General features: G+C 53.5%; 8 protein-coding genes and 2 pseudogenes. 3 read left to right on the top strand and 7 right to left on the bottom strand.

Going from position 1 to position 12,797, the window contains the following annotated elements; all coding sequences use genetic code 11:
• Window positions 1-229 precede the first annotated feature (229 nt).
• Entirely contained in the window at window positions 230-997 is a 768-nt protein-coding gene (locus tag FEJ81_RS20655; protein ID WP_138247099.1) for an IclR family transcriptional regulator, read from the bottom strand.
• Between the two features lie 784 nt (window positions 998-1,781).
• Here FEJ81_RS20655 and FEJ81_RS20660 point away from each other — a divergent pair.
• Complete coding sequence (locus tag FEJ81_RS20660; RefSeq protein WP_138247100.1) at window positions 1,782-2,666, top strand: dihydrodipicolinate synthase family protein; 885 nt, start codon at window positions 1,782-1,784, stop codon at window positions 2,664-2,666.
• A 253-nt stretch (window positions 2,667-2,919) separates the two neighbouring features.
• Window positions 2,920-4,056, top strand: coding sequence for a phosphotriesterase family protein (locus FEJ81_RS20665; protein ID WP_175416517.1), 1,137 nt, complete (start codon window positions 2,920-2,922; stop codon window positions 4,054-4,056).
• Window positions 4,057-4,310: 254 nt separating this feature from the next.
• Here the strand turns inward: FEJ81_RS20665 and FEJ81_RS20670 are convergent, their stop codons facing one another.
• Both FEJ81_RS20670 and FEJ81_RS20675 read right to left on the bottom strand, forming a co-directional pair.
• Window positions 4,311-5,672 carry an NAD-dependent succinate-semialdehyde dehydrogenase gene (locus tag FEJ81_RS20670; protein ID WP_138247102.1) on the bottom strand — a complete coding sequence of 454 codons (1,362 nt, stop codon included), beginning with the start codon at window positions 5,670-5,672 and terminating at the stop codon, window positions 4,311-4,313.
• A gap of 172 nt (window positions 5,673-5,844) precedes the next feature.
• Window positions 5,845-6,117 (bottom strand): annotated as a pseudogene (locus tag FEJ81_RS20675) (hypothetical protein).
• A 203-nt stretch (window positions 6,118-6,320) separates the two neighbouring features.
• Between FEJ81_RS20675 and FEJ81_RS20680 the strand changes: the two are divergent.
• Window positions 6,321-6,956 carry an IS6 family transposase gene (locus FEJ81_RS20680; protein ID WP_138247103.1) on the top strand — a complete coding sequence of 212 codons (636 nt, stop codon included), beginning with the start codon at window positions 6,321-6,323 and terminating at the stop codon, window positions 6,954-6,956.
• Window positions 6,957-7,408: 452 nt separating this feature from the next.
• Here FEJ81_RS20680 and FEJ81_RS20685 read toward each other — a convergent pair.
• The 4 genes and pseudogenes from FEJ81_RS20685 to FEJ81_RS20700 all read right to left on the bottom strand — a co-directional run.
• Window positions 7,409-7,748: pseudogene (locus FEJ81_RS20685) on the bottom strand (UvrD-helicase domain-containing protein); the annotation flags it as partial.
• Window positions 7,749-7,800: 52 nt separating this feature from the next.
• The gene (locus tag FEJ81_RS20690) at window positions 7,801-8,943 is read right to left on the bottom strand and encodes an NAD(P)/FAD-dependent oxidoreductase (protein ID WP_138247104.1); all 1,143 of its coding nucleotides are present in this window, start codon (window positions 8,941-8,943) and stop codon (window positions 7,801-7,803) included.
• Between the two features lie 2 nt (window positions 8,944-8,945).
• The gene (locus tag FEJ81_RS20695; protein ID WP_138247105.1) at window positions 8,946-10,679 is read right to left on the bottom strand and encodes a hydantoinase B/oxoprolinase family protein; all 1,734 of its coding nucleotides are present in this window, start codon (window positions 10,677-10,679) and stop codon (window positions 8,946-8,948) included.
• A 14-nt stretch (window positions 10,680-10,693) separates the two neighbouring features.
• Entirely contained in the window at window positions 10,694-12,724 is a 2,031-nt protein-coding gene (locus tag FEJ81_RS20700) for a hydantoinase/oxoprolinase family protein (RefSeq protein ID WP_138247106.1), read from the bottom strand.
• Window positions 12,725-12,797: the final 73 nt, after the last annotated feature.

A 12,797-nucleotide genomic window follows, 5' to 3' on the forward strand; every position in this document is an offset into this window, starting at 1 on the left:
GAACCATTGGTGACCTTCGTGGCATCTGGCCTTCATCACGTGTCTAATCTCTCTATTAATTAATAGAATTAATACAATAATTATTATATGATGGTGCAAACAATTGGGATGACAGCGTCTGCAGTGTCGACGGATATCACCGCGTTGACGACATCAATTGTCGGTTAGATCGTATGGTACTAGTTGATAATCGTGGTAGTAGATGTTGAGAGTGAAGATAGGCGAACGGTCAATATTTCAGATTCAATTCGAGTTCGTTGGCAACGCCAAGTAGCAACTGTGGAATTTCCTGCTCCAGTTTCTCCCCTCGTAGCCGATTCATCGGTCCCGAGACGCTGAAAGCGCCCAGCACAAGGCCAGATGGTTCGATGACTGGCACTCCTGCCGCAGCCAAACCACTCTCCCTCTCACCACGGTTATAACTGTATCCTTGCTCACGTATTGATTCCAGTTCCGACGCCAGCTCATCCTGATCAGTAATCGTGTTCGGCGTCTTCTGCGGAAGCCCCTGCTGGTCAAGGATTTCCTCGCGCCGTGGTTCCGGAAGGTGAGCGAGGATTGACTTCCCAGCAGCACTCGCATGGAGGCTCTTACGCTTCCCGATTCTCGCGTCCATTTGGACGGCGTTTGAACCCGTCTCGGTCCAGATGTAAATTCCATGACCGCGCTCTTCAACGATGAGCTGTGCCCGTTCATTCGTTTTTTCTGCAAGCTCCTTGACTTTATCTCTTGCCAACACATAGCCCTCTTTTCGATGGCTCACGTAGCCACCTTTCTCAAGAAACTTCAGCCCGAGGTGGTATACGTCGCCCTCCTTGACAAGATAATCGTTCTGATTCAGGGTGCTCAGGTGACTCGAGACGGTGCTTTGAGCCATATCCAGTTGATTTGCTAACTCAGTAGTTCTTGCCCCGCCCATCTCTTCAATGAGGTCAAAGATTCGCAGTGAAGTCTCGACGGACTGCAAGCGACGGCCCGTTCGTTTTTCGTCGGACATACCTCGAGATACGGGCCTGAGTACTTAAAATACACTATGAGTAGATATTTAAATACGTCTGCTTTATTGAACCGCGTACATCATAGGAACACTGTTAGATGGCTTATTTAAGGATGGAGATTGTGGCGGTCAGCATAAGTTGGCAGAACTCGCGCTGCCATGTGCGAGAGTAGGCAGTAGAGTTAAATCGGCACTAAATAGCCGAGAAGAAGAGTTCGACCATTAAGCACCGACCGTAAGCCTGCTGTCCAACCGGGCGTTGTGTACGTGATCGGCGTAGTTGAACAGTCGGTGATGAATTAGTGGCCGGACGCCCTCTGAACGGAGGGTGTCTCAAAGCGACTAGTCGTCAATACTCTTTGTCCCCGGCGAAACTCTCCAATTCTCTGGACCCCGCAGTGGGATTCGACGGTCAGTGTACCGAACAGTTTAGATGGAGGGTGTTACACGAGTCTATATCGATCAACGCAACGCCATGGTTTTGAACGTGTGTATGTGGCGATCCGAGTAGAGTTGATAGTGCTTCGAGGTTACCTTAGAACATAACATTGATTGTGCCACGAGAGTCCGGATCGCAGATGCGTGCAGACACCCGCAACAGGCTGCGCCACATTGGCATAGGAACCAGCTCGAACTACCGATACAGTACCGAGGAGAGGGAAACGCCGTACAGTACAAACGAAGGAATCTCCTGCATTTCTCAAATATACCCGAATCTCAGTCATACCCACATACTGGGTTATCCGGTAGTATTTTATAATTCTGGGTACAATGTCAAATTGGAATGGAGCAAGCATTTAGTGGTATCTTCGCACCAGTATTAACGCCAATCAAAGACGGGTCCGTAGCGACCGAAATCATTTCTGAGTCAGTCAAATTCACACAAGCATGCGGTTGTCATGGACTTATCGCTGCGGGAACTGGCGTTCAAGAGACGGTATCATTAACGGTCGACGAACGGAAAAAGATTATCTCAGGGGCGATCAAAGCAGCCGACGAGCGTCCCGTTTTGGCCGGGGTTTCTCACCCGTCCACACACATTACCCTCGAACTTGCTGCGTACGCGGAGACCGCCGGAGCGGACGGCATCCTCGCAATGCCTCCCTGGGGACTTTCGCCAGGTAACGATGCTGTGATATCCTACTATGAATCCCTCGTCGAAGCGACAGATCTCCCAATCCTCCTCTATAACAACCCGACAGTGACCGTAGACCTTTCCACCGAAACGATGCGGCGCATTGCGCGCCTCGAGAACGTGGAGTACGTGAAAGAAACGTCTCGTAACTGGAAGAAACTCGCGTGGCTCATCGAACACGTTGACAACGCCGGACTGGCATCAGTGTTCGGTACGATGGATGTTCTCCTGCCCGTAATGGAAGCAGGCGGTCACGGTGCAGTGATTCCAGCACCCGCGAGTACGCCAGCGATGAGAGTCTATGAAGCATTCCAGAACGGAGACAGGGAAGCTGCTGGAGAAGCCCAGCGCGCGTTCGTTGATTTCCCTCCCGACGAGGTGAACACCAGCCTGATGCCCGCGGTCAAGGCCGCTGCGAACCTCTCTGGCGTCCCGCTCGGGCCACCTCGTCCGCCCTATCAGCCAGTTTCAGACGAGGGGCAGACAGCGATACAGCAATGGCTCGAACGTGAGGACGTCCCATCGCTAGAGTAAGGGTATCTTCGGCTGGCGGGGACGTCGCTCTTCTAATCACCTTCTCATAGCAGACGTTCTTTCATCACGTAACCTATCATCGATGGCAGCTAGATCATTCCCGTCCCAGCGTGGCATTTCGATACCTCACGCTGTTTCCTCTCTCCAACAGACTCTCCTGGATAACCTCCTCGTCCCCGAGAAAGCTAGGACTTTGCATATCAATAGGTCCAACACCAGTAGATTAACGTATATCGTTGAATATCGATCAGTCATGGGCTCAGACGCTGGCAGTATCGTCACTGTAGACGGTCGAATAGACCCCGATGCGCTCGGCGTGACAATAACGCACGAACACCTGTTCTCCGACCTCTCGGTCACGTCGGACAAGATCCGTTTTGAATCTCCGGTAAACAGAAAACGGTCGAAGGAACAACTCTCCCTCGAGAACCGATGGTTCGCTCAGCAGGGCGGTGGATTCCACATGGCTCCTGATCAATTGTTTCTCGACTCGCTTGATGACGCCGTCGAGGAGGTGTCGAAGTATTATCGACGTGGCGGCGACGCCATCGTCGACGTCACGCCGAAGCACTTTGGACGTGATCCGGACGCAGTACGGGCCGTGATGCGAGAGACCGGTGTGAACGTCGTCCACGGGACCGCATACTACACGGAGGCCAGTCATCCACCAGAGATGGCGGAAAAAAATATCGATGAGGTACAGGCAGAATTCGTCGACGACATTCGAAATGGGATCGGCTCGTCAGACGTCAGAGCAGGGATTATCGGCGAACTCGGCGTGTCGGGGGAGATCAACGAGGACGAAGAGAAGGTATTGCGAGCTGGCGCGAGAGCCGCTCTCGAGACGGGTGCATCGGTCACTGTGCATCCGAACGGGAAGAGCCACCGACGCGACGGAACGTACCCCTCGTCGAGGTGGGGGCTAGAAATTCTGGACATTCTTGAGGACGAGGGGCTACCGGCTGAACGCGTTGTGATCGATCACATGGATCGGGCCTTCTTCGAGGGGACCGGACTGAAGTACCAGAAGGAACTCGCTGAGCGCGGCGCGTTCATTGAGTACGACGAATGGGGCATGGAGGAGCACTTCACTGTCGACTGGATCGACCGCGACTATGCGCGCCCGTCGAATCTCCACCGGGCCGAGTGGATCACGGAACTCGTGAACGACGGATATGCGTCCAATCTCCTCTTTTCCCACGACAGACATCGAAAAGCCCAGTTAGCCAAGTACGGTGGAAGAGGGTATTTCCACATCCTCAACGACGTGGTTCCGCTGCTACTGATCAACGAACCCGGTCGCGAATTTGGAATCACAGAGGCGGATGTCGAACAGATACTGATAGAGAACCCAAAGCGAATGCTGACCTTCGCTGAACCAGAGTCCTAACGAGCGGCGAAGGTCCAGTCGGAATTATTGGTGGTAGCAGCTGTTCCAGACACTCCGACCACCTATCGATCAAACGCTCCAAAACGACATCGATAGCAGGAGCAGTCTGCGCTGATCTTACCAAAGACGGCAGGATATGACATGGACAATTTACCAGAATGAGGCGAGCATGTCCTTCCTTCAAGGAGCGAGCGAAGTGCGTGAGTAGGGTAGGTGATTCACCCAATCAATATAGATTCTCTTCTATATGGCCATTATTCTATCCAGACAGTCTTACTGTTTACAAACTCCTTGATGCCAGCTTCTGAGAGTTCGCGGCCGTACCCGGAGTCCTTTATGCCACCGAACGGAACGCGCGGGTCTGATTTCGTAAGCTGGTTGATGTACGTGCAACCGGCGTCGATGTTCGCGGCGACTCGCTCGCCGCGGTCTCGGTCTTCGGTCCAGATTGAGGCCCCAAGACCGAAACGACTCTCGTTAGCTTTCTCGATGGCAGCCTGCTCGCTTTCGATTCTGAACACCGACGCAACGGGACCGAACAGTTCCTCGCTGTCAGCCGGGCACCCAGCGGGAACGTCGGTTAGGATTGTCGGAGGATAGAACGCGCCATCACGATCTAGCGGTGCGCCACCTGTGAGTAGTGTCGCGCCCGCGTCGACGCTCGCCTCAACTTGCTCATGGAGTTCTTCCATCAAACTCTGACTGGCCTGAGGTCCCACGTCGGTGTCTTCATCCATCGGATCATCGACAGTGAGCGACTCCACTTCAGACACGAATTTGTCGAGGAACGCTTCGTAGACCGCGTCATGGACGATGAATCGCTTTGCTGCGATACATGACTGGCCGCCGTTCATGTTTCGAGCCCAAGCACCGGTTTCAGCTGCAGCGTCGAGATCAGCGTCATCAAGGACGACGAAGGGATCGCTTCCGCCGAGCTCTAGGACTGTTTTCTTAAGATTCTCTCCGGCGGTGGACGCGACCGCTCGGCCTGCCGGACCACTGCCAGTGAGCGTCGCGGCTCGAACGCGGTTATCCTCTAGTACGTCGTCTACGAGATCCGACGAAATGAGGAGAGATTGGAAGACGTCTTCTGGGTAGCCCGCCTCGCGAAAGACTTCCTCGATTGCCAACGCGCATCCAGGGACGTTTGAGGCGTGTTTGAGCAACCCTACGTTGCCGGCAGTGAGGCTCGGCGCGGCGAATCGGAACACCTGCCAGAAGGGATAGTTCCAGGGCATGACCGCAAGAACAGGACCGAGTGGATCGTACCGAGTCTTCACCGTCGTTCCAGGTGGGCTTGGGTGACCGTCCTCAGAGAGATACGCGCTCGAGAACTCGGCATAGTGGTCACAGGTCCACGCACATTTCTCGATCTCTTTGACCGCCTGCGCAATCGGTTTCCCCATCTCGCGCGTCATCAGTTCCCCCAGTTCGCGCTTTCGATCCCGAAGTACATTGCCCGCGTTGGCGAGAAGTTCTTGACGTTTGCGCAGCGGCGTCTTTCGCCACTCCTCGAATGCGACAGTGGCCTGTGAGATAGCGGTCTCAGCATCGCTAGCGGTATCCTCCTCGTACGAATCTATCCACTCATTCGTCGCTGGATTAGTCGCTTCCATAGGCTGAAGTCCTCGTCAGAGTTCTTGAGGGTTCATATACCGACCAATGTTGCTGTGAACTGGCGCTCACTTTTCACGCGCTACCTATCACGACGAGTCAGAAGGCGTTCGTCAGTACCACTCTCGTTCGGTTCGAAAAACTAAAGCCGCTCCGCGGTCGTCCGCTCGACGGTTACCGAAGCTCCATCTCTTCGGCGCACTCGACCGCGAGGTCGGTGATCTCGTCGACGGAACTGTGAGACCGGTCGGCGAGAACGCGGAGCATCATGCCGAGGTGGATGGCGGCCGTCTCCCGGAGTTCCGTCGCCTCTTCGGTGTCGTTTCCGAAGTAGTACTCGTGTCAGCCGTCGTCGTGGACGAGTCCGGTATACACCGAGACGAGGTCGTCCTCAGCGACCGCATCGGCGGCCTGTGCTCGAAGTTCCTCGAATTGAGAGTCGGTCATCGTTCCGGCAAAGCCGTCGACGCATACTCAACGCTTCGATACCGGTCGTCAGGATAGCGTCACGCGTACGGAACGTTCTCCCGCGAAGCGATTACGCGTTCGCCACTCGAACGTCGATCGATGGCGACGTAACCGTCCGATCGGACTCGGGGCGGTGTTCAGATAAAGATTGAAAGGTGAGGTGTAGCGTTTTCTGAGTGTCCATGTTGGAAAACACTAGCCTCAACGGTTGTATCGGCCAGATCGACTTAGACTTTGTTGAACGAGAAGCGACACCACGATTTCTGATGAAGCTCAGTATTCAGTTGCACCTTGCTGGACTATCGCTTTCAAATACTGTATCTGTTCTTTATATATTTGGCGTCAAACGCGCTCGATCAACTGTTCATAATTGGGTTTACAAAGCCGATCTACAGCCCGAAGATGGCTGCAGTCCGGATCACGTTGCGGTCGATGAGACGGTGATTCGACTCAATGATGAGCAATATTGGCTGTACGCCGCTGTCGATACCGGGGCAAACAAATTGCTCCATACAAAGCTTGAACCGACGACAAATAAGGTTATTTCTCACGCGTTCTTTGCCGAACTACGCGAGAAACACGACGTCGACGACGCTGTGTTTCTCATCGATGGCTCACACTCGCTAAAAGACGCCGGCTCGCGGCATAGCCTCGATTTCAGATACGAACGCCATGGAAATCGGAACAGTGTCGAACGTATCTTTCGTGAGGTAAAACATCGAACCTCTTCGTTTTCAAACTGCTTTCGCAACGCCAAAGCAGAGACAGCCGATGACTGGCTTCGATCATTCGCCTTCGCATGGAATCAGCTTATCTGAACATTGCCTTCTGTTAACATATATTCCTTCTACTAGTCTCTTTCTCCCGAAGCTCTAACAATAACCGCTTCTCGATGTCACGCTATTTTCACACCGTTGTCGGAAGAGGATAGGACAAAGCAGCAACCGACAAAAATCACATATATGTGTTGAGAACCAACTTAAATATGCAGATCAAGCTAACGGAATCGATAAAGTTAGACTGGAGGCTGTCTAAGTATTCCTTTTGCTCCATCTTTTCGCGCTCCGTACTCCGTTCGTAGTACTGCTTAATCACCTGCTGGCTGACGTTGGCGCGATCAATAACGACTTTGTCCGGCGTGTCGCTGTTCAGGCTATGTATGATGCTTCCGCGACCCGGTAAGTAGAGACGAAGGCGTGGCCTTAGTGCCTGACTATCCCTTTAATAACTGTCAATAGTGGCGTGCTGAATACAGAGCACATTCTTGCAAAACCGTCCCGATGAACGAGAGGAGTTTGGACGCGGCATCGCTTCGATACGAGTCGGAGCCGTAGACGTTGGGCTTCACCCACCGGTACTCATATCATCTAAGACATCCAGCACGATCGCGTACTTCTCGGCCTCACTGACGACGTCGAAATCCGAAGTAATCCTGGCTTCGTACGCGTAGTCGGTCAGCAACCGTTACAGATCGAGTGGTACGTGTATGCATCGATGTCGTACCCGGCGGTACCGAGTTTCGCGTTGAGTCTCTCTCGCATGGAGCCGGCGGCGTTGTTCGTAAACGTGAGTGCGGGAATCCGGTCCGGTGACACACCTTCCTCATCCGATACCGCCGCGACACGTGTTACCATAGAATTTCAGACACTTTTTAGGGGTAGTTCACCACTCGATAGCACTCCGTATCTCGAAGTCGGACTTCGGTGAGGAGAATCGGTCAGGGTCGAACGTTTTGACGTTGAATTCCGATTTCGTCTCGGTAACGAGGTCAGTAATCAGCTGTCCGGCAACAGCGCTATACATGATTCCTTCGCCATTAAAACCACAGCATGCGTAAATTCCATCAGAATGGATCTTTCCGATTAGAGGATGTCGATCGGGAGTTGCTGAACAGAGCCCGGCCCATTTTCCAGTCACGTCAGCCTCTCTGAGCTTTTCGGAAATCTGTGGGGCTTTTTCAGCTACCTCATGCAAGAACTCTTCACGAACCGACGAATCAAACGTTGACGGAGCAATCTCTGTCTTCCCTGTTCCACCGCCGATTAGCACTTCTCCATTCGCTTCCCTCCGATAATAGAGGAGTAGATCGGGATCGTTAATCAGTGGAAGGTCAACTTCGGATTTGGGATCCAGCGTGATGATCTGACTGATCCGTGGTTTCAATGGTAGTGAAATATCAATATCCCGTGTCAGAGATTTACTCCATGCGCCCGCGGCCACTATCACCACCGATGCAGTGTATGTTCGTTCAGGCGTCGTAATACGAGTCTCGTCTTGTGATAGCGGAGTGATCGATGTGACCGGTTCAGTTCGAACCTCCGTTCCGAGAGCGGTCGCCTTCTCCATTACAGTGACTGTTGCAGTGTACGGATCGATCGAAAATCCGTTTTCGAACGTGAATCCCAGCTCGATGTTATCAGTAATGAGATCTGGAATTTGCTCGCTGATTTCGTCGCTATTGAGGAGTCGTGAGTCTATCTCTGTTCGCTCGTGCAACTCCTCGAGATACGATACCGATTCATTATTGCGAGCGAACGTGTACGCATCACCGTAGTGAGGGTCGATTTTTGAATCCCGAGCCATGTCCTTCCAGAACTCGAGTATGTATCGATGCTCCTCGGGGTGCGTACCGGTACTCAGGAATTGATCAGGGGTAATAAACCCAGCCGCTCGTCCGCTCGCTTTGCTCGCTGGTTGATCCTTTTCGAGTACCATGACGTCCTCAACTCCAGCAGCAGCGAGGTGATAGGCGCAGCTCATGCCAGCAACACCACCGCCGATCACGATCACATCACGCTCTGGCATGATTACTCGCCGTCAATATCGACATCGTATATTTCAGCGGCGGTTTCGCGGCTGACCTTCCCGTCACGCACATCCTCTCGAACCGCTTCAGGATCGCGTTTGGCCGGATCACCCCACCCACCGCCGCCCTGTGTTTCGATAGTGAACGATTCACCAGGCTGGAACGGTTCGCTCCCGATCAGACACATCTCCCACTCATCAGAGTCCGTCTTCCAGCCGCCGATTACTTCTTCGTCATCGCTTCCGTAGTTTTTGATCAGCCGACCTAATCCACCTGATTGACCGCCGTTGACTCCGGGAGTTCCCTCTTTCGTCCTGCTCGTTTCGACACTGAGTTCCGCGTATCCGTGGAAGGTAAACGTCTCTCGGAGTCCCAGTCCGCCTCGATACTCACCATCACCTCCAGAATCGGAAATGAATTCCCGGCGGTCCACAGTGACCGGGAAGAGTAATTCGGACCGTTCGACAGGAAGATCCATACAGTTGCCGAGCGGATCCGCCGTCGTCTCCATTCCATCTCCAGACGGTGTTCCGCCCCATCCGCCAGGCGGGAGATCAGACCACACGTACGCGTCGTCAGTCTCCGGATCTTCCTGCTGGACGGTAAACCAGTTACACTCGGAATACGTCGGGGCAACGATTTCTTCCGGGATCGCATCCGCGAGAGCTTGCCAGATGACTGCACAGATTTTCGACGCCGCGAACGTCGTACAGCCGATCACGGGTCGCGGCCAGTCCGGATTCACCCAAGACCCTTCGGGAAGTTCGATTTCGATCGGTCTGTACATTCCAGCATTAGCCGGTGCATCGGGATCGGTGAAGAACTTTAATGCGTAGTAGACCGCCGAGTACGTATTTGCCTTTGGAGAATTAACTGACCCGGCAACGGCATCGTCAGTACCTTCGAAATCAACAGTAATCTCATCATCGTCAACGATGAGGGTTACGTCGAGATAGATCGAGTCTTCGGTTATCCCATCGCAATCCCCGTAATCGCGAGCATTGTACCGACCATCAGGTATTTCGCGGATCGCTTCTCGCGTTCGTTCCTCGGTGTAGTCCAGGACATCGCTCATTCCCTGTCTCACCGTATCGGCGCCGTACTTCCGCTCAAGCCGATGGAGTTCGTCTTTGGCGGCCGTCAGCGCCGCTCGATGTGCTTGGACGTCCCCCTCAATGTACTGAGGGGATCGAGTATTGCTTTTCAGAATTTCGAGGAGGGTCTTGTTCAGTTCGCCGTTTTCGACGATTTTCGATGGCGGAATTCGAAGTCCCTCTTCAGCGATATGGGTGCCCCATGACTGTCCGCCCGGTCCACCGCCTCCAAGATCCGTCCAGTGGCCGCGGCTGACGCCGAATCCGAGGAGTTCATCCGAACTATCGTATATCGGCTGTGTCCAAGTAACATCGTTGATATGGGTACCGCCATTGTACGGATCGTTGAGAAGGACGATGTCGTCTTCCCCTAGTTCATCGACTCCAAATTCTTCGAGTGACGCTTCCGCGCTGAAGTGCATGGCCGCGAGATGGATCGGACAGTTCGCTGTTTGCCCGACGAGATCAACGTTGGGGGTGAAAATCGCGTTGGAGAAATCTACCATGTCGTAGATGATCGGCGAGAACGCCGTCCGCTGGAGCACCGTACTCATCCGGTCTGCAGTATGCTCGTATCCGCTTCGGAGTACTTCGAAGGTCACTGCGTCGATCTCGTTTTCGCTTTGGGTTTGTTGGGACATTATTAAGTACCTCTTTAATTTTGAGTGTCAATAATCACGTTCTCGTGTTCGTCGATCGAGGCGCTCATCGTCGGATTAATGGTTATCGTCGAATGGTCGCCTTCCACTATAGCCGGACCCTCAAACTCCGTTCCTGGATCAAGGCCCTCCCGGAGATAAATCGATGTCTCTTGCCACTCACCATCGAAATACACCTCGCGCGTTCCGCCATCTGCCGAATCGGTTTCCGTACTACTCGGACCCTGAAACTCCTGGGTAGCCGTTGACTGGCTCCCGACGACGCGTAAATTTGCGAACGTAACTGGGAACTGATCCGACGCGATTCCGTACTCCTGTTCGTGTCTCCTGTGGAACTCTGATGACAATCGGTCGATAGTTCCCTCGTCAAGACTCTCGTCAGATACGGGAACATCAACCTCGTACGTTTGACCGACATATCGCATTTCAGCAATCCGTTCCAGCTCTACGTCCGCAGAGGCGATCCCCTCCTCTTCGAATATCGCGTGGATATCCCGTTCCAGTTCCTGGAACTCGGTCTCTAATTCGGATGGAGTGGTTGCTTTGACGGGTTTGTAGAAAGTCTTGTCATTGTTGTGCTGGATATTCATCATTGTTCCCCCTACTGCTGAGAGGACCCCTGACGCGCTCGGAACGACAACGGAAGACACGTCTAGGCTCTCCGCGACCTCGGCAGCGTGCATCGGACCGGCGCCACCGAATCCGATGAGGTAGTACTCGCGCGGATCCTGTCCCCGCTCTATCGTCGTTTCACGAACTGCAGCGGCTGTGTTCTCGTTTGCGATCTTCAGAATCCCCTCGGCAGCCTCGAGAGCGTTCATATCGAGGCGATCGGCGAGACGCTTGATTGCGTTATGGGCCGCGTCTCTGTCCAGAGACCGTTTCCCTCCGAGAACCGTCTCAGGATCGAGTCGTCCGAGCACAAGATGGGCATCGGTAATCGTTGGTTCGGTACCGCCCATGCCGTAACAGACCGGTCCAGGCTCGGCCCCGGCACTCTGTGGGCCAACTCGAAGCGAGCCGCCCTCGTCGATCCATGCGATACTACCGCCGCCGGACCCGATGGTGGTCACATCGAGCATCGGCTTCACTAACGGAATATCGAATTTGACCTCGTACTCTGTCGTGACGAGTGGCTCACCGTCCTCGATTAATGAGACGTCCGTCGAAGTACCGCCCATATCCATTCCGATGACGTTTGATTCCCCAACTGCTTCGCCGATGGCCTGACTCCCCTTAACGCCTGCAGCGGGTCCTGAAAGAATGGTCGTCTCTGCTTGCCGTTTCGCTTTCTCGGTACCGGCCACGCCGCCGTCCGAACGAATGACGTAAAACGATCCACTAAACCCTTCATCCTTAATTTTTCGGTTAAGTTTGTCTAGGTACCCCGACATCACCGGCTCAAGGGCTGCATTCATGATCGTGCTGTTAAACCGCGGAACCGAGCCGAGTTTTCCGCTTATTTCCGAGGAAATAGCAACATAGGTGTCATCGACGGTCTCCTCTATGATCTCCTGTACTCGCTGTTCGTGTTCTGGGTTCGAATACGAGTTGATGAACCCGACGGCAACGCTCTGAACTTCATTTTGCCGGAATCGTTCGGCGAGCTCATACACAGCTTGCTCATCAAGCGATTCCGTGACTTCGCCTTCTTCGTTAACGCGTTCAGTTACCGTGAACCGGTGTCGACGAGGCGTAAGTGGTTCCGGCTTTGATTGATATGGGTTGTATAGTTCTTCGCGATGATACCGGCCGATCTCGATAAGGTCTCGGAATCCTTCCGTTGTAATGAACGGTGTCGCTGAATATTCGCCTTCGATTACTGCGTTTGTTGCGATTGTACTCCCGTGCATGAACGTGTCTACTGACGTGAGATCTACACCAGCAACTTGAAGCGCATTCATCACCCCAGCTGTGGGATCATCGGTTGTCGTTGGTACCTTTTCTTGCACGACTCTCTTTTCGTCACTGAGCCATCCGTATAGGTCGGTATGTGTGCCACCGACATCCACTGCAATTGTGGACATACCACATTTGACTTTGGGGTTGGACTTATACTGGGAGGATGACCGAACACTCGTAATGAGTTGCCAGCTACAA

It is taken from the genome of Natrinema versiforme, from assembly GCF_005576615.1.
In the GTDB taxonomy this organism is placed as follows: domain Archaea; phylum Halobacteriota; class Halobacteria; order Halobacteriales; family Natrialbaceae; genus Natrinema; species Natrinema versiforme_A.